Annotated in this window: 17 protein-coding genes; 8 read left to right on the top strand and 9 right to left on the bottom strand. The window is 49.9% G+C overall.

The genetic code is table 11. From position 1 onward, the window contains the following. Window positions 1-56: 56 nt before the first annotated feature. Both gmk and ACO6V1_RS09730 read right to left on the bottom strand, forming a co-directional pair. Window positions 57-671, bottom strand: a complete 615-nt coding sequence (gene gmk / locus ACO6V1_RS09735; protein ID WP_101748579.1) for a guanylate kinase — start codon at window positions 669-671, stop codon at window positions 57-59. Window positions 672-790: 119 nt separating this feature from the next. Next, window positions 791-1,648 (bottom strand): YicC/YloC family endoribonuclease, encoded by an 858-nt coding sequence (locus ACO6V1_RS09730; protein WP_422444246.1) that lies wholly within the window; start codon window positions 1,646-1,648, stop codon window positions 791-793. A 274-nt stretch (window positions 1,649-1,922) separates the two neighbouring features. Here ACO6V1_RS09730 and rph point away from each other — a divergent pair, with 274 nt between their 5' ends. Continuing rightward, the gene (gene rph / locus ACO6V1_RS09725; protein ID WP_422466687.1) at window positions 1,923-2,639 is read left to right on the top strand and encodes a ribonuclease PH; all 717 of its coding nucleotides are present in this window, start codon (window positions 1,923-1,925) and stop codon (window positions 2,637-2,639) included. Window positions 2,640-2,725: 86 nt separating this feature from the next. Continuing rightward, window positions 2,726-3,313: an AAA family ATPase gene (locus ACO6V1_RS09720; protein WP_422444249.1), complete on the top strand. Its 588-nt coding sequence runs from the start codon at window positions 2,726-2,728 to the stop codon at window positions 3,311-3,313. Between the two features lie 235 nt (window positions 3,314-3,548). Here ACO6V1_RS09720 and ACO6V1_RS09715 read toward each other — a convergent pair whose 3' ends face one another. Further along, window positions 3,549-4,997 carry a hypothetical protein gene (locus tag ACO6V1_RS09715; RefSeq protein ID WP_422466685.1) on the bottom strand — a complete coding sequence of 483 codons (1,449 nt, stop codon included), beginning with the start codon at window positions 4,995-4,997 and terminating at the stop codon, window positions 3,549-3,551. A 254-nt stretch (window positions 4,998-5,251) separates the two neighbouring features. After that, on the bottom strand, window positions 5,252-6,025 hold the full coding sequence (locus tag ACO6V1_RS09710; protein WP_422466683.1) for an exodeoxyribonuclease III: 774 nt from the start codon (window positions 6,023-6,025) through the stop codon (window positions 5,252-5,254). Window positions 6,026-6,588: 563 nt separating this feature from the next. On the opposite strand from ACO6V1_RS09710, the gene pyrE reads away from it, so the two are divergent. The 5 genes from pyrE to ACO6V1_RS09685 all read left to right on the top strand — a co-directional run bounded on the left by pyrE (window position 6,589) and on the right by ACO6V1_RS09685 (window position 11,910). Continuing rightward, the gene (gene pyrE, locus ACO6V1_RS09705) at window positions 6,589-7,266 is read left to right on the top strand and encodes an orotate phosphoribosyltransferase (protein WP_422466681.1); all 678 of its coding nucleotides are present in this window, start codon (window positions 6,589-6,591) and stop codon (window positions 7,264-7,266) included. Window positions 7,267-7,418: 152 nt separating this feature from the next. Continuing rightward, window positions 7,419-7,958, top strand: a complete 540-nt coding sequence (locus tag ACO6V1_RS09700; RefSeq protein ID WP_422466679.1) for a (2Fe-2S)-binding protein — start codon at window positions 7,419-7,421, stop codon at window positions 7,956-7,958. Further along, window positions 7,955-10,210: a molybdopterin cofactor-binding domain-containing protein gene (locus ACO6V1_RS09695; RefSeq protein ID WP_422466677.1), complete on the top strand. Its 2,256-nt coding sequence runs from the start codon at window positions 7,955-7,957 to the stop codon at window positions 10,208-10,210. Before ACO6V1_RS09700 ends, ACO6V1_RS09695 begins: the two co-directional genes overlap by 4 nt. Before the next feature lie 79 nt (window positions 10,211-10,289). After that, window positions 10,290-11,291, top strand: coding sequence for an XdhC family protein (locus ACO6V1_RS09690; protein ID WP_422466675.1), 1,002 nt, complete (start codon window positions 10,290-10,292; stop codon window positions 11,289-11,291). After that, window positions 11,278-11,910 (top strand): nucleotidyltransferase family protein, encoded by a 633-nt coding sequence (locus ACO6V1_RS09685; protein WP_422444261.1) that lies wholly within the window; start codon window positions 11,278-11,280, stop codon window positions 11,908-11,910. The genes ACO6V1_RS09690 and ACO6V1_RS09685 overlap by 14 nt, the downstream gene beginning before the upstream one ends. Before the next feature lie 29 nt (window positions 11,911-11,939). Here ACO6V1_RS09685 and slmA read toward each other — a convergent pair whose 3' ends face one another. The 4 genes from slmA to coaBC all read right to left on the bottom strand — a co-directional run bounded on the left by slmA (window position 11,940) and on the right by coaBC (window position 15,345). Then, the gene (slmA, locus tag ACO6V1_RS09680) at window positions 11,940-12,530 is read right to left on the bottom strand and encodes a nucleoid occlusion factor SlmA (protein WP_422444263.1); all 591 of its coding nucleotides are present in this window, start codon (window positions 12,528-12,530) and stop codon (window positions 11,940-11,942) included. Between the two features lie 8 nt (window positions 12,531-12,538). Next, window positions 12,539-13,441 (bottom strand): acetylglutamate kinase, encoded by a 903-nt coding sequence (gene argB, locus ACO6V1_RS09675; RefSeq protein ID WP_422461648.1) that lies wholly within the window; start codon window positions 13,439-13,441, stop codon window positions 12,539-12,541. Between the two features lie 159 nt (window positions 13,442-13,600). Next, window positions 13,601-14,056, bottom strand: a complete 456-nt coding sequence (gene dut, locus ACO6V1_RS09670) for a dUTP diphosphatase (RefSeq protein WP_422444267.1) — start codon at window positions 14,054-14,056, stop codon at window positions 13,601-13,603. Between the two features lie 38 nt (window positions 14,057-14,094). After that, on the bottom strand, window positions 14,095-15,345 hold the full coding sequence (coaBC, locus tag ACO6V1_RS09665) for a bifunctional phosphopantothenoylcysteine decarboxylase/phosphopantothenate--cysteine ligase CoaBC (RefSeq protein WP_422444269.1): 1,251 nt from the start codon (window positions 15,343-15,345) through the stop codon (window positions 14,095-14,097). Window positions 15,346-15,499: 154 nt separating this feature from the next. On the opposite strand from coaBC, the gene radC reads away from it, so the two are divergent. Continuing rightward, entirely contained in the window at window positions 15,500-16,147 is a 648-nt protein-coding gene (radC, locus tag ACO6V1_RS09660; protein ID WP_276508144.1) for a RadC family protein, read from the top strand. A 23-nt stretch (window positions 16,148-16,170) separates the two neighbouring features. On the opposite strand, the gene yihA is transcribed toward radC, so the two are convergent. Continuing rightward, on the bottom strand, window positions 16,171-16,830 hold the full coding sequence (yihA, locus tag ACO6V1_RS09655) for a ribosome biogenesis GTP-binding protein YihA/YsxC (RefSeq protein ID WP_422444272.1): 660 nt from the start codon (window positions 16,828-16,830) through the stop codon (window positions 16,171-16,173). Window positions 16,831-16,869: the final 39 nt, after the last annotated feature.

The following is a 16,869-nucleotide window of genomic DNA, read 5'->3' as shown; positions in this document are numbered from 1 at the left end:
CATACACCTGATCAGAAAATATGACCTTTTTTGATCAACTACTTACCCTTAATCACTCAGTTTATGAGACCTTTAATCAGATCTTCTTTATAGTGCTGCATCCAATTAATTGACAGGCGCTGGCTGCGAATAATGGTTTGCAGATCCCGCAAGGCAAGATCAAACTCATCATTGATTACCAGGTAGTCAAACTCACCATAATGGGACATTTCACTGACCGCCTGAGACATACGTCTTTCAATGATCGAAAGGTCATCGGTAGCCCGCCCGATCAACCGTTCCCTCAGGGCCTCAAGAGAAGGCGGCAGGATAAAGATTGATACGGCATCAGGCAACAAACGGCGAACCTGCTGCGCCCCCTGCCAGTCAATCTCCAGAATAACATCTTCACCTTTGTTCAGCTGTTCACGAACCCAGTGTGCCGAGGTTCCATAATAATTACCAAAGACTTCAGCATGCTCAAGAAACATACCTTTGCTCAACATGTCCCGGAAGCCTTCGACAGAGGTAAAGTGATAGTTTACGCCATCCTGCTCACCAGGCCGGATACCCCGGGTAGTATGAGAGACCGACACGCGCACATGGGGCGTAGATTCCACCATGGCCTTTACCAGGCTTGTCTTGCCAGCGCCGGAAGGGGCAGCGATTATATAAAGTTTGCCAATATTCATGAACACTCCAGGGAAGCCTCCCTGTTTTAAACCTATGTACTTCAGGATAAGTCAGACTAAGAAATAAGCCCTGTTATTTACCACAAGACAAAAATAACTTGTTGATTATATAAGGTTTCCTATTCAATATTCTGAACCTGCTCACGCATTTGCTCGATCAGGACCTTAAGATTAACAGCGGTCTGGGTAAGTCCAGCATGAATGGACTTGGACGACAGGGTATTTGCCTCCCGGTTGAGTTCCTGCATCAGAAAATCCAATCGCCGTCCAACCGCTCCCTGCCCGGGGCTTTTCAGTGTTCGGCGCACTTCCGCTATATGCGTTTCCAGACGATCCAGCTCTTCATCGACATCCATCTTCTGAGCCAGCATCACCATTTCCTGCTCCAGCCTCTCCGGATTTAACTCCTGTCTGGCTTCAGCCAGTCGATCAAGGATTTTCTCACGCTGGCTTTGCAGAATGTCCGGCAGCAACCCACGAAGCCGCTGCACCTCATCCCCCATTTTATCCAAACGGGCCTCAATGAAAGACTGCAGTTCCTGTCCTTCCCGCTGTCTCATCTCATTCAGTTGAATAAGCGCTGTGTTGAACCCTTTTATGGCAGCCCGATGAACAACGGCCATTTCCGTCTCTTCATTGCTCTGCACGCCGGGCCACTGCAGAACCTCAAGAGGATTGACCGGTGCAACCCGGGAAAAATGGGCCTCAACCTCACGCACTGCCAGTTGCAGCTTTTCCAGCAGGACACGATTCAGGTCAAGCACCTGTTCTTTCTCAACCAGCTGAAATTTCAGGCTGCATTCAACCTTGCCTCGTTTCAGCTGCTTGCGAATCAGTTCTCTCAACGCAGGCTCGATCTCCCGTGCCTGTTCCATGAGACGGAAGTGGGGTTCAAGGTAACGGTGATTAACGGATCGAATCTCCCATACCAGGCTTCCCCAATCCTCCTGTATCTGGACACGGGCGAATGCAGTCATGCTGGAAGTCATGAAATACTCTTTAATCGGTGGGCTAATAAACACTCATTATTTCAGAAGTTTATCCACAAAATAAACCGATGAGATAAGATTTTGGAAAAACTATAGTTCTAAAAATACTGACCACTTGGGCGTATGTCATTGATTTAATAACGCAGCATCAACAAAGAGAGCTGATTATTCAAACTCTATTTTCCCGAAAACCCACTGAACAGTTATAATTCCGCAAATTTTGCAGTGCTCACGTTTTTTCAGACATACCAAGGTAACCCAAATGCGCCCTAGCGGAAGAACGGCAGACCAATTACGTGATGTAAACATCACCCGCAACTATACCAAACACGCAGAAGGATCTGTGCTCGTTGAGTTTGGCGATACCAAAGTCATCTGTACCGCGTCGGTCGAACGCGGTGTACCCCGGTTTCTCAAAGGAACCGGCCAGGGCTGGATCACCGCCGAGTACGGCATGCTACCTCGGTCCACCACGGAACGGATGGGGAGGGAAGCCTCCAGAGGCAAGCAGGGTGGCAGGACGCTGGAGATTCAACGCCTGATCGGCCGTGCCTTGCGTGCGGCGGTAGACATGAAAAAGCTCGGTGAAAACACCATTAATATTGACTGTGATGTGATTCAGGCCGACGGTGGCACACGCACAGCCTCAATTACCGGATCCTGTGTGGCACTAGTGGATGCACTGCGCTATATGCAGGAGAAGAAGATGGTCAAAAGTGATCCTTTCCTGCACATGATTGCCGCCGTTTCCGTGGGAATCTACAAAGGCAGCCCGGTTCTTGACCTTGATTATCCTGAGGACTCCAGTGCCGAAACGGACATGAACGTTGTGATGACCGATGCTGGCGGCTTTATCGAGGTCCAGGGAACGGCAGAAGCAGCCCCTTTCAGCCAGAATGAAATGCTGGCGATGATGGCCTTGGCACGATCCGGTATTGAGGAAATTATCGAGTTACAGAAAAAAGCGTTAGCAGAATGACACTTTACTGCCTGCCCTTTTGCTTGAGCTATTTTTAATAGAACCCGGCTATATGCCGGGTTCTTACTCTGTAACAGGTCAGCAGTATGATTATTGCACTCATTGGTTCCCATGGAACGGGTAAAACAACGCTCTGCAACGCTCTGGTGAAAGAGCTTGGGAGTGAATGGTCGCTGTTCAGCGACTATTACCGGAAAATCGCAAAACATCTGAAGTATAAGACGCCCCGCGATGCAATAGTTGAAGATCAGGCAATCCGTCAGGTGACTTCCACGGCCATGGCGGGATCGGCACTGGGTGCCATGCTTGAGTGGACAGACAATCTGCAAGGTCATGGCATTATCGATACAGGCCCTCCGTCATTACTTGCCTACCATCGATATTGGCTGAAAATATGCGAGACTCCTATCAGCCCTTATATGCTCAAGCTGGCCAACGCCATTAGCCAGAAAATTGATGCTTACTGCTATCTGCCAACAGGAAAATTTGCACTGGAGAGTGACGGCATTCGCAGTGACGATATCATCTTCCAGAAAGATATTGATCAGTGGGTACTGTGCAACACCGTCGATCCCGGAATATCTGAAAAAAAGATCCTGATGATAGAAAGTACTGATATTGAAGAAAGAACCGATGAATGTATCCAGATGATCCAAAGCTTCATCAGAAAATAACAGTACATTAATCTTTTCTTAATTAATTAATTGATGAAATATCCCGACTAGTGCTTGGTTTCAATGAGTTTGACGGGTTGTCGTGCCTCCGGACTCTGATAGATCGTACCAAGCCCCCTTCGACTCCGCTCAGGGTGAACGGAGATTGTACACTTCAAACCCATTGAAACCATGTACTAACGCCCGTATCAACTTCACGAACACTCATTTTACGACAAAGTACCCAATGTCCTGTTTACTCTGTCGGGCGGGCCATTTTACTGGCGTGCGGAAGAGTATCATCGCTATTTGCTGGTCGTTTTCGAGTATCGTTGCCTGAGTTAGCTATAAAGCCCGGGCCTGAACTGCTGCCAGCTTGGTTATTCTGGTGATACTCCGGGGAGTATTGAGGGGTAAGCTTGAATTTCTCACAAACCCATGGGTTATTAATCATCCTGAAAAAGTTGGTATCCGGTACATACGTCAGTTGTTTACCGCACTCTTTGACCAATGCTTCCATGTTGTTTGATGTTTTTATGTACGATAAAACCGATAAGATCCTGCTGCTTTGCGACCAGGCACGCAATAAACTTTCCGAAGAGATCTCCACCTGGTGGATTTTCTGATCCCGTTTTGCAAGTTGATGCATATTCAGGCAGCCAACAATTACAGAAGACAGCGCTTCTGGATCCAGGCCTGAAGACATCAGGCTCGCCCTGAATTCAAATGCGAACTGCAAATAAAACAGACATGCCTCAGGGCCAGGTATGGGCATTTGGGCGTGGCGATGGGTCAATGCTGTTCTGAGGGTTTGTTTGTCACCAGCGGCCAGCATGCCAGCAGCGCGTTTATCGTCCAGCATCATACTGACCAGCTCTGAGTCAGGGTCGGTCATTTGTGCCAGTACCCGGGTCATTTTTGCCTGCAGGACACCACGGATTTCCTGTACGCCGGATTCATCCCCCGGAAACACTCTGTTAGCCTCAATATCGATGATTGTTTGTGGGGAACTCAGGTCGAATAGTTGGGGTGCCGGGGGGTATAGACCCAGAGCATTCTGATAGGCTAACTGATGTCTGAACAGGTTGAGGGCTTGAGTTGTTTTTTCCGTGGCTGCATCGTTAACAAAGAGTGTCTGGTTTTTCAGAACATAGTTCTTGACCGCAGCTTTCCGGTCACTGTTCAGGTTTTCGTACGGGATGGTGATTCGCGTTGTTTCATAAACCAGGTTTTTCTTCAGGCGTTTCGATGCTTCAATATTCCACCCCTCTACCATCAGAGTTTCCAGGCTGTTAATGCACTCACCCAGATATTGAAGGCCTCCTCCTTCCAGCCTGCCCTCCGTTTTACCGATAGGCATTTGCACATTAATGGCAGTGGCGATGGCACATTCGGCAATAAATCTTTTGCCCTGCTCTTTGGCAATGCATTTGGACAAGCCATATTTAGCCAGTAAGGTAGTCTCAATCAATGGAAAATTAATCAATGACGCATTTGTTCTGATAATTTTGATTTTTCGGGACAGCTCCTCCTGGCATACTTTCGTTCTTTGGTAAGGAAAACAGGTGTTATATAAATAACGGGGAGCAATAAGTTTCACCTCCTTTCCAAGGTGATTGATAGCACTTGTTTCTGTTTGCGTGGCTACATCCCGAGTCTGGACGACAGGACAGAATGACTGAGCGGGTTTGGGGTAAATATTCATGGCAACCAGCACTCCTGAATTAACCTGCCAGCAGTTTTTAACTGTGCCATTGACTGTGTGTCTATTTAAAAAGTTCCATACACAACGGGCTGCAAATCGACATATTACAGAGTGATTGGTCAAACCAGATACTTTATTCTTTTTTATTCACTAAAAATGAAAAAAGGAGATTGCCAACGTCGTTGACTCTCTCCTTTTTCAGCAATGTTCCCATCTACCCGGAAACAAAATGATGAATCAGGTTCAGAAAATAGTCAGAACCCCAGCTCCCAGTCATAATCAATGATGACCGGTGCATGGGATGAGAAGGCCTGACCCTTGTAGATACCGCCATTCAGCACGCGGTGACGCATACCCGGAGTGATAATCTGGTAATCAATGCGCATGCCAACATTGTCATGGCGCAGATACTCATCTTGCCACCAGCTGTACTTGCCCGCCTCCCGGTCAACCTCACGGTAAGCATCAAAGAAGCCCATATCACCCAGCAAACCTTCCATCCAGCCACGCTCCGCCTGATTGAAACCTGAGACCTCCTGGGCATCACGCCAGTTGGCCACATCAATCTTGCGGTGTGCAATGTTCCAGGTGCCACACATAAGGAACTCACGACGCTTACGACGTTGTTTGCTTAAGTGGTGGGAATAGCCGTCCAGGAAACGGTACTTGAAATTCAGGTTTTCTTCAGTGTCACCTTCCGGTACGTACAGGCTGACAAGACTGATCTTGTCAAAGTCTGCCTGAAGGTAACGGCCGGTTTCATCAACCTCAGGAATACCAAGGCCGCTGATAATAGCCTTGGGAGCATGACGGGTATAGATGGCTACACCGCCTCGCTCAGCCCTGTTGTAACCACTGAAAGCATAACCAAAGTAGCCATCAAGAAAATACTGATCCTCAATCACCTGCTCGTCTTCACGAGTATCCTGCAGACAGATAAGGTCAGCATCCTGCTCCAGGAGCCAGTCAAACAGGCCTTTTTCCCGTGCGCTTTTAATGCCTTCGCAATTTAAACTGATAACTCTCATCGAATACACCTTACCAGGCCGTTTACACGCTCTGGCATTAAGCTTGTTACCTCGGCAAGACAGTAACCGGAAAAACAGAAACTGAAGACCTGCAAAACCATTTGAGCAAATCTCAGCCTGAGCAGCAGTTGCTTTGATCAGGATGAACGACGACTAAAGTCTATGCTTTTCAAGGATACAGTTACTCAACCGGGATTAACCCTGCATCAACTGTACGACAGAGTTGGTAAGAGCCCTCACCCCTATTATAAGGCATGATTAACATTCTTATGGTACGGTTGAACACAGAAATTTCTGGATTATATCGGACAAATGATAACGGGTCGCCTCCCGTATGTTTATCCGCATAAATCCGGTCTCTTCTACAGCAGCCTGCAGTTCTGACGAAGTGACACCTGACGGTTTCCGTAATTTCACACCTGCTGACCGGGATGCAACCAATATTATAAATTGCACAATATCTCTGAAATAACACCCCACACAGGGGATTTAGGGTTGTATATTGGTATAAGATCAGCCCTTGAGTCCGGCACTACGGGCATATAGCGAACAGGACCCTCCCGATGCATCAGTACCAAAAAGAATTTCTGGATTTCGCCATTGAGCAGCAGGTGCTCCGTTTTGGAGAGTTCACCCTGAAGTCCGGAAGAAAATCTCCCTACTTCTTTAATGCCGGGTTATTCCATAGCGGTGAAGCCATCAGCAAACTCGGTCAGTTTTATGCCTCAGCCATGGTCAATGCCGGGCTTGAATTTGACCTGCTGTTTGGGCCCGCCTATAAAGGTATCCCCCTGGCCACAGCTACCGCTGTCGCATTGTTCGAAAGGCATAACCGGAATGTGCCGTGGTGCTTCAATCGCAAGGAGGCCAAAGATCACGGCGAAGGAGGGAATATTGTCGGTGCGCCCCTGGAAGGGCGAGTCGTGATTGTTGATGATGTTATCACGGCAGGCACAGCGATTCGTGAAGTGATAACCATTATTGAGCAAACAGACGCGACACCCGCAGCCGTTGTGGTCGCCATGGATCGTCAGGAAAAAGGGCAAGGGGAGTCTTCAACGCCAGGAGAGTCCGCAACGCTAAAAGAGCTTTCTGCCATCCAGGAAGTAGAGCGTGATTTCAATATTCCGGTGTTGAGTATTGTTTCCCTGTCTGACTTGCTTGAGTATAGTGAACATCATCCGGAGATCCGCCGATACGCACCGGAAATTAAAGCCTATAGAGATGCCTATGGAGTATGAGGTCGTCATTATACTGTTTGTTAAAGTGCGACCGTAGCCAATCTGGCTGCGGCGCAGGATCTATAAAAATATAGAAATATTGACGACAAGCGTCTGCTGATAAAAAAAGTATTTTAGCTAATAAGAAACTGACACGGCCGGGGGAGGCACACGTGATTAGCTTTAAGTTAAATGGACAAACGGTAAATGTCGACGCACCGGGAGATACACCGTTGCTCTGGGTGGTTCGTGAACATTTGACCATGAAAGGCACAAAATTCGGTTGCGGTATGGGCTTATGTGGTGCCTGTAGCATGCTAATCGATGGTGTGAGTACCCGAACCTGCATCATGCCGGTTCAAGCCGTGGCCAATCGACATATCACCACCATTGAAGGCCTTGGTAACCCACAAATGATGTCCACTTTGCAGAACGCCTGGGTTGAAGCCGACGTTCCCCAGTGTGGTTATTGCCAAAGTGGGCAAATCATCAGTGCTACCGCATTGCTGAGCCAGAACAACGACCCCAGTGACAGCGATATCGACATCGCCATGAGCGGCAATATCTGCCGATGCGGCACCTATCCCAATGTAAAAAAAGCCATCAAAAATGCAGCGGCAGATTTAAGAAATGGCAAAGGCCGTTTGCAAGCGGTTCAGGTATTTGATCCAGCGGCAACTGCATCACCGGAGACACAGGAGGTGCCATCATGAGTGTCACTGAACAACCACTAACGCAAAACAAACAGACATTAGACAACAGCTCCCGCCGTAGCTTTCTCAAAAAAATGGGCATTCTCGGTGGTGGTTTAGTGGTGGGAATTCCACTGACGGGCTGTGCCAGTGTCAAATTTCCCAATGCCATGGACGGTGATTTGCAACCCAATGCATTGCTGCAAATTACCGCCAATAATGACATTTATTTTTATCTTCCCCGTTCCGAAATGGGTCAGGGCGTGTACACGGGCCTGACCACCATGCTGGCGGAAGAGCTCGACGTTCATCCGGGTAAAATCCAGGTTAAAAACGTTGGCGCTCATGCAGAATATGCAAACCCGGAATATGGACTGCAACTGACCGGTGGTAGCAACAGCATTCGTGTGCATTTTATTCCGCTGCGGCAAATGGCGGCCAATGTCCGTATGGTGATTCGACAGGCGGCCGCACAAGTACTTCAACTGCCGCTGGATCAAATTCAAACGGATAACGGCATGATTGTCGCCAATGGTAAAAAGCTGCCTTACGGTGACTTTACCAAAGTGGCTGCTCATTTGAGTCTTCCTGAAGAGACACCGCTCAAGAAAAAAGCAGACTTCAAATACATTGGTAAACACTCAAAACGTTTGGACGCCGTAGCGAAAAGCACAGGCTCAGCGGAATTTGGCCTGGATGTGGAGTTTGCAGGCCTGCACCGGGCGGCATTAAAACGCTGCCCCGTATTGGGTGGCACCGTGAAAAGCTTTGATGATAGCAAAGTGAAAAGCCTGCCCGGCGTCAAAGCCGTGGTCAGCATCTTTAACGGTGTGGCCGTGGTGGCGGATCATTACTATCAGGCAAAAGCCGCCTTGCCTGTGCTGGACGTACAATGGGAATTACCGGAGACCCTGTCTGACTTTTCCAGTGACTCCACTGAAGCAGGCAACGGCAAACAATTATTTAAAGCAGCATTGGATAGCGATGAATCCGATAATGCACACGAAGAAGGCAACGGTCGCGAGGCATTAAAAACCTCTGATACGGTTGTGTCCGGAGAGTATTGGGCCCCCTACCTGGCCCACGCCACAATGGAGCCGATGAATTGCACGGCGAAATTCACCGGTAACAAATTAGAAATCTGGACAGGCTGCCAAAACCCGGGTGTTGCTGCCAAATTAGCCGCCTTTTACGGTGATGTAGCAAAAGACGATGTGACTGTTCACAGTACGTTCCTGGGGGGAGGCTTCGGACGTCGTATCTCAAGCGATTATGTTGCGGAAGCCGTTTCCATAGCCAAAGCATCGGGTCTTCCGGTGCAACTGATCTGGAGTCGTGAAGACGATACAAAACGCGATTATTATCGTCCTGCATCCATGGCTGAATTTCAGGTTGGCCTGGATAAAGACGGTAATATTGACAGCTGGAACGTTAAGCGCTCCGGTCCAAACATCCTGCCCTATACCATCGACGAAGTGACCGATGCCATGATGCCGGGATTCCTGCCGGATGGCATGGTTGATTGGATCAGTAAAGCGGGTTACGGCCTGTTTGACGGCTGGACGGTCGATCCTACTTCCGTAGAAGGTTTATTCGAAGATTATGATGCCAACCATAAATCCGTTGACCACGTGACGGTTGATCCGGGGCTACCGGTAGGTTTCTGGCGCAGTGTTGGTCACTCATTCAGTGGCTTCTTTAAAGAAAGCATGATGGATGAAGTGGCCATTTCGCAACAACAAGACCCTGTCGCCTATCGCCTGAAACACTTACAAAGTAATCCTCGACTGGCGAACACGCTGAAGCTGGCAGCCGAAAAAGCGGGATGGGGAAAACCCTTGCCTGAAGGTCACTATCACGGCGTAGCTGTTCATGCTTCGTTCCTGTCTTATGTGACTCAAATCGCAGAGGTGTCGGTGAACAACGGTCAAATTAAAGTTCACAAAGTGACCTGTGTGCTGGATTGCGGCTTGGCGGTTAACCCTGAAATCGTTATCCAGCAAATGGAAAGTGGCATCCTGTTTGGTTTAACCGCTGCCCTTTACGGTGAGATCACCGTTAAAGACGGTGCCGTGGTGCAAAGTAACTTCCATGATTACCCGATACTGCGAATGAATGAATCACCAGACATTGAGGTAGTCATTGTAGAAAGTGATGAAGCGCCAACGGGTGTCGGTGAACCCGGTTTACCGCCCATTGCCGGTGCCGTGGGCAATGCCATCTTTGCCGCAACGGGTAAGCGTTTAAGAAGCTTGCCTCTTAAACTGAGTTAATTTGAGTGTGGTGCTTCGTCCCTGGGAGGCTGTCCGAGGGACGAAGACCCGTTATGTGCAAAGGTTTAATTAAAACAATATGCAAGGTTCACAATTAGAAGTATTAAATGGTTGTTTATCCTGCCTTGAGCAAGGCGAGAACATTACCCTCGTCAGTGTGGCTAAAACCTGGGGTACTTCCCCCCGCCCGGTAGGTTCCCTTTTAGCAGTAAGTTCTTCTGGTCGTTTTTTTGGCAGTGTCAGTGGCGGTTGTGTTGAAGAAGATTTGATCGAACAGCTAGCCCAACACCCAGTCAGATTTGTACAAAAAATCATGTACGGAGAAACGGCCGAAGAGCGTCACCGTTTTGGATTACCTTGCGGCGGTGCTTTAGAATTGATAGCGGAACCTCTCAATGACATTAAAGATGTTAAATTTCTGATTGATCATATTGCCGCCAGAAAAACCTGCTTAAGAAAGGTAAGCCTTGAAACGGGTCAGGTGACTTATCTTACCTGGCAGCAACAGGCACCCGAGCTGTCACCAACCCACTGGCAAAACGTATTTGGCCCAACCTGGCGATTAATGGTGATTGGTGCCGGTGAAACTGGCCGATATCTGGCCGAATTTGCCCAGGGCCTTGGGTTTGAAGTGTTGGTTAGTGATCCCAGGCCTGATTATCGGAGCAACTGGCCCTTAAAAGACTTACCGCTGTTACAAGGTTTTCCTGACGATATCATTCAGGATTTAAACGTGGATGTTCGTACAGCCATTGTCGCCGTCGCCCATGACCCGAAAGTAGACGACATGGCGTTACTCACCGCCTTAAAAAGCGATGCCTTCTATGTTGGTGCCCTTGGCTCGAAACTCAACAACCAGGAACGCCGCGCACGCCTCAGGGAACACTTTGATTTCACTGAAGCTGAAGTTAACCAACTCCATGGCCCAGTGGGATTAAATATCGGCAGTAAATCCCCGGCTGAAATTGCGCTGTCTATTCTTGCTGAAATCACAGCCATTAAAAATGGCATACAGCCCGGTAAGGCATTGGAAAAGAAAGAAGATCAAATCAGTCAGACGGCCGCCTGTGACATCCGTTAGCATTTCAGCATCGAACCCTGGCGAGAAAATAACGGCGGTTATTTTAGCCGCCGGTAAAGGTACGCGATTTAACGGCCATAAAATGATGCATGATATTAACGGCATCCCTATGGCCATCCGCAGTGCATTGAATGCTCAGCACCATGTTCATCACGTTTTAGTTATCGTCAGACCGCAGGATCACCGCCTTAAACGTGCACTGGATAAATACCGGCTTGCCTACACGGACAACCCTGATTTTGAACAAGGTATGAGTTCATCCATTGTGCAAGCCATTGACCATATTCCTGACGATCAACATATCCTTCTCTGCCTGGGAGACATGCCCCACATCGAACCTGATACTTACCAGCGCCTTATTGCAGGTTTTAGAAAACATAAATTCAATAAAATCATCAGGCCGATCTATCAATCTGAAGATCCGATTCCGGCTCACCCCGTGTTATTTCCCGCATCTCTTCAGGCAGATTTGAAGTTACTCAGTGGTGATGCAGGTGCTAAATCTATTCTTAAGATCCACCAGCCGATTTTGCTGGAAACATCTGACGAAGGCGTGATCAAGGATATTGATTACTATACCGGTCATAACGAAATAGTTGGTCAGGTATCCGGTGCCTGACCATGGCCAGACACCAGGAAAACCAGAACTTATCTGAACGCCGCCGCAGAAAGAATTAGCCATTGATCCGCCCAGTTTTCCGTGGGCTTGCGCTTGAATTCACTGCGAACATACTGGGCAATCCGGCCTTCGGCAGCAGCCAGCATCAGATTTGCAGTTACGCTGACGGTCAGGCGGGGTCGCACACCTTCCTTGATTTCCGCTTCACGTAACGTCTGCTTGAGTTGTGTCTCCAGACGGTCAAACAGCTGAGTCACACGCTGGCGCAACCGCTCGGTCTCACCAGCCAATGCATCCCCGGTCAGGATACGGGTCAAGCCGGGGTTTTTCTCACAGAAGCCAATCAGCAACAGCAGGATCTTTTCACACCGTGCAGTCACATGGGGCTCTTCAGAAAGAATCAGCGAGATTCGGGAAAACAGCGTCTCCTCAATAAACTCGATCAGCCCTTCAAACATTTTTGCCTTGCTCGGGAAGTGACGGTACAGGGCCGCTTCGGAAACACCCACCGCTCTGGCCAGGGCCGAGGTGGTAATCCGGTTACCCGGAGCCGTCTCCAGCATATGAGCCAGGGCTTCCAGAATCTGCTGCTTGCGAGAAATTTTCTGAGACATATCCATTATGAGTACTAAACACTATCTCCGGTTATCAGGGTGCCCACTCCCCGGTCAGTTAACAGTTCAAGCAGAACGGCATGTGGCACCCGGCCGTCAATGATGTGCGCTGTTTTTACACCGCACTTCACGGCATTAAGCGCGCATTGTATCTTGGGAAGCATACCGCCATAAATAGTTCCGTCAGCAATTAATGCTTCGACCTGCTCTGAGTTCAGTCCGGTCAGCAGGTTGTCATCCTTATCCAGCAGGCCTGCCGTATTGGTCAGTAACAACAGTTTTTCTGCCACCAGCTCTTCGGCCAGGCGTCCGGCAACGAGGTCGGCGTTGATATTGTAGGAGGCACCGGCATCATCCACCCCGATAGGCGCAACCACCGGAATAAAGTCGGAGTTTTGCAGCATGGTGATGATATCGGTGTCGATGGATTCCACTTCGCCCACCTGACCAATATCAATAATCTCCCGTGCGGTTATCTCCGGGGTCACCTCGGTCACCAGCAACCGTTTGGCACGAATAAATCGACCATCCTTGCCGGTAACACCAACAGCCCGCCCGCCATTGTTGTTGATAAGTGTCACTATCTCCTTGTTTACCAGCCCGCCCAATACCATCTGTACCACATCCATGGTATTGGAGTCGGTGACTCGCATGCCCTGGACAAAGCGGCTTTCGATGTTCAGCCGTTTCAGCATGTCGCCTATCTGTGGACCGCCACCGTGAACCACCACAGGATTAATACCCACCGCCTTCAGCAAGACCACGCCCTGGGCAAAGCTGTTTTTCAGTTCGTCGTTTTCCATGGCATTGCCACCGTATTTAACGACGACAGTCTTACCGGCATAGCGTTGCAAATAGGGCAGTGCCTCGGTCAGAACCGTGGCGATTTCCTGAGAGGATAAAGCAGGCTTATCCATGACTCCTCCTGCGTTGCTCTTACTGATTGAGCATGGTGTCCGGGCCTGTTGACTGCAGGCTCAATTTGAACTGGCAACGTAACATCAACAGGCCCTGGTTATTTTTTATTGGTGGCGGCCTGGCACAATCAGCCACGCCCTGGTGACAAAAAGCCGTAATCAGTGGGTTCCGGAGTGCCCAAAGCCTCCGGCACCGCGGTCACTTTCATCAAAGCTTGCCACAATCTCCAGTCGGGCCTGAACCACGGGAACCAGTATTAACTGGGCAATACGCTCCCCCGGCTGAATCGTGAACGTGGTATTTCCCCGGTTCCAGCAGGAGACCATCAGCTGCCCCTGGTAGTCAGAGTCAATCAGTCCCACAAGATTACCCAGAACGATGCCATGCTTATGACCCAGTCCGGAGCGGGGAAGGATCATCGCCGCCAGGGACGGGTCTTCAATGTGGATGGCCATACCGGTAGGCAGCAACTGGGTTTGACCCGGCTCCAGGCTCATAGGTTGATCAAGACAGGCTCGCAGATCAATACCTGCTGAGCCTTCTGTGGCATATTCCGGCAATGGAAACTCTGTGCCCAGCCGTGGATCCAGAATACGGGTTTTCAGTGTTCTCATGTCGTTTAATTCCCTGTGTATTTACCGTGAAATGCCTTTCAAGGCTGTTCAACTGTCTCAGTTTTGGGCTGTTGGCTTTTCCACTTTCTGAAACGGCGGGCAACAATTTGCAGCAGCTTGCGGGACACCACTTTTTTCGATGCTCTTGGTAATGGCTCTTCCAGCGCTTCGCCAATGACGGTGACTTCGTTGCTGTCGCTGCTGAAGCCAATCTCCCGGTCACCCACATCATTGGCCACCACCAGATTCATCTTCTTGCGGCGCAGCTTATCCGCAGCGTAGCCCAGTACATTGTGCGTCTCTGCGGCAAAACCCACCACAAAGGGCGGTGTGTCCAGAGCGGAGACCGAAGCAATAATATCGGGGTTCCGTACCAGTTTAATCTCCAGGGTTTCACTGCCATTGTCAGGGTCTTTCTTGATCTTTTCCCGGGCAACCTCGGCAGGGCGATAGTCACTGACAGCAGCACAACCGATAAAGATATCCACATCGGCTATCCGGTCATGAACCGCCTGATGCATATCCCTGGCACTGACCACATCCACCCGCCGGACCCGATCCGGTGTGTCCAGATTCACCGGGCCACTGATCAGGGTAACCGTTGCCCCGGATGCAACAGCCGCTTCGGCAATGGCAAAGCCCATTTTTCCGGAACTGTGGTTGGAAATATACCGAACCGGATCAATATCTTCGCGGGTGCCGCCAGCGGTGATCATGATATTCACCCCGGTGAGAATATCATGGCTGAACAGCCCCGATGTTTTTTCCACAATCAGCTCAGGGTCTAGCATCCTGCCCGGGCCGATATCACCACAGGCCTGGCTGCCATCGCCCGGGCCAAACAAATGGATATTCCGCTCCAGCAGCTCTTCGCAATTTCGCTGGGTCACACTATCACGCCACATCCCCTGGTTCATGGCCGGTGCCAGGCAGATAGGTGCACTGGTGGCCAGGCACAAAGTGGTTAACAGATCATCCGCATGGCCACCGGCCAGTCGTGCAATAAAGTCAGCCGTGGCAGGGGCAATCAGAACCACATCCGCCCAGCGGGCCAGTTCGATATGCCCCATGGCCGCTTCCGCCCCGGTGTCGAGCAGATCCAGATGCACCGGGTTGTGAGACAGTGCCTGCAGGGTTAACGGGGTAATAAACTCACAGGCGGCACTGGTCATGACCACACGGACATCAGCCCCCAGTTTGGTCAGCAGACGAATCAGCTCTGCACTCTTATAAGCAGCAATGCCACCGGTAACACCAAGAACAATGCGTTTGTTACTTAGCTGTTGCATTTTTTGCAAATTTCCTCAGGGAATTAAACCGGCAATTTTTTGTCTGAGTAGTCAGGAACCGCACAGAACGCCATGGGCTACTCACCATAAATCCGCTCCATCATAGCAGTGAATAGCTGACGGTATAACCACCATAAAAGCCCGGAGTCATCATTTGCTACCAAGAGAAAAGATACTGGCCATGGGCCCTTCAGCCCTCACTGAAGCGGAGCTATTGGCACTGCTGTTAAGAACGGGTTGCCAGGGTATGAACGTGATGGAACTGGCCAGCCATCTGCTGGAACAGTTTGGTGGCCTGGAAAAACTGCTGACCACCCGCCATCAGCATCTTATGTCCGTTAAAGGCCTTGGGCCTGCCAAAGCTACGCAGCTCAGCGCTACCCTGGAGCTTTGCCGAAGGGTACTGCGTGAAAAGGTAGCCAACTCCGATGTTATCTCCAGCCCAGAGTCAACCCGGGAGTACCTGCAGCTGCACTTCCAGGGTCTTCAGCGAGAGCAGTTTGCCTGTCTTTTTCTGGACACCCGGCACCGGGTTATTACGCTGGAAACACTCTTTCAGGGCACCTTGAACACAGCCACCGTTCATCCCAGGGAGGTGGTGAAACAGGCGCTGGCGTTGAATGCGGCATCACTGATTCTCTGTCACAACCACCCATCGGGCGATCCTGAGCCCAGTCAGGCTGACATTCGCATTACCCAGCGGTTGAAAGAGGCGTTGCAACTGGTGGATATTCAGGTGCTGGATCATATGATTGTGGGACAGGGAAAGATACTATCCATGGCGGAACGAGGGCTGGTTTAGCTTTCCATGCTCAGCAGTGAAACCTAATCATCAGACTCCAGGTGCTCGTCACCGTCATAAATGTCATCGGGCTCAGGTGCAAGAAACCACTCATCCAGTTTCATAGAGAGCTGATCAACACCGGTTTTCTTGAGGGAAGAGAATAACTGAACACTCACCTGTGGGAATCGGGACAGATCCTTTTTGAGGCTGTTCAGAACCTGTTTGGCGGCCCCCTGTTTCAGTTTGTCCGCCTTGGTGAGCAGTATGTGCAGCGGTAAGTTTGCACTTACACTCCAGTTAAGCATCATCTGATCGAACTCTTTCATCGGATGACGAATATCCATCAACAGCACCAGGCCAACCAGCGCCTCGCGACGCTCCAGATAATCGGTCATGTGATGCTGCCACTCCTGCTTCATGGCTTCAGGCACTTTGGCATAACCATAGCCCGGAAGATCCACCAGAAAGACACCATCCTGCACGTCAAAGAAGTTGATGAGCTGGGTTCTTCCCGGCGTCTTACTGGTACGAGCCAGTTTGTTGGAACCCGTCAGCGCATTCAGGGCGCTGGACTTTCCTGCATTAGAGCGACCTGCAAAGGCCACTTCACGACCTTCATTCTCCGGACACTGGCTCAGCCTGGCCGCGCTCTTGTAAAAAGAGGCCTGGCGGTAATTTAATGAAGATCTGGTATCACTCATGGGGTTTCATCTATTCCAGTAATCTTTGCTGATTGCCAA

It is taken from the genome of Endozoicomonas sp. ALC013 (genome assembly GCF_049310205.1).
In the GTDB taxonomy this organism is placed as follows: Bacteria; Pseudomonadota; Gammaproteobacteria; order Pseudomonadales; family Endozoicomonadaceae; genus Endozoicomonas.
Note: the sequence above shows the minus strand (reverse complement) of the source record. Positions and strands in the feature narration are given on the sequence as shown.

What these genes read in the sequence shown, in the direction of transcription:
- ACO6V1_RS09715 (WP_422466685.1), bottom strand. Translation starts at nt 4,997, where the DNA reads ATGAATATTTACCCCAAACCCGCTCAGTCATTCTGTCCTGTCGTCCAG.
- ACO6V1_RS09720 (WP_422444249.1), top strand. Translation starts at nt 2,726, where the DNA reads ATGATTATTGCACTCATTGGTTCCCATGGAACGGGTAAAACAACGCTC.
- ACO6V1_RS09730 (WP_422444246.1), bottom strand. Translation starts at nt 1,648, where the DNA reads ATGACTGCATTCGCCCGTGTCCAGATACAGGAGGATTGGGGAAGCCTG.
- yihA (WP_422444272.1), bottom strand. Translation starts at nt 16,830, where the DNA reads ATGAGTGATACCAGATCTTCATTAAATTACCGCCAGGCCTCTTTTTAC.
- dut (WP_422444267.1), bottom strand. Translation starts at nt 14,056, where the DNA reads ATGAGAACACTGAAAACCCGTATTCTGGATCCACGGCTGGGCACAGAG.
- argB (WP_422461648.1), bottom strand. Translation starts at nt 13,441, where the DNA reads ATGGATAAGCCTGCTTTATCCTCTCAGGAAATCGCCACGGTTCTGACC.
- pyrE (WP_422466681.1), top strand. Translation starts at nt 6,589, where the DNA reads ATGCATCAGTACCAAAAAGAATTTCTGGATTTCGCCATTGAGCAGCAG.
- gmk (WP_101748579.1), bottom strand. Translation starts at nt 671, where the DNA reads ATGAATATTGGCAAACTTTATATAATCGCTGCCCCTTCCGGCGCTGGC.
- coaBC (WP_422444269.1), bottom strand. Translation starts at nt 15,345, where the DNA reads ATGCAACAGCTAAGTAACAAACGCATTGTTCTTGGTGTTACCGGTGGC.
- slmA (WP_422444263.1), bottom strand. Translation starts at nt 12,530, where the DNA reads ATGGATATGTCTCAGAAAATTTCTCGCAAGCAGCAGATTCTGGAAGCC.
- ACO6V1_RS09710 (WP_422466683.1), bottom strand. Translation starts at nt 6,025, where the DNA reads ATGAGAGTTATCAGTTTAAATTGCGAAGGCATTAAAAGCGCACGGGAA.
- rph (WP_422466687.1), top strand. Translation starts at nt 1,923, where the DNA reads ATGCGCCCTAGCGGAAGAACGGCAGACCAATTACGTGATGTAAACATC.
- ACO6V1_RS09690 (WP_422466675.1), top strand. Translation starts at nt 10,290, where the DNA reads ATGCAAGGTTCACAATTAGAAGTATTAAATGGTTGTTTATCCTGCCTT.
- ACO6V1_RS09695 (WP_422466677.1), top strand. Translation starts at nt 7,955, where the DNA reads ATGAGTGTCACTGAACAACCACTAACGCAAAACAAACAGACATTAGAC.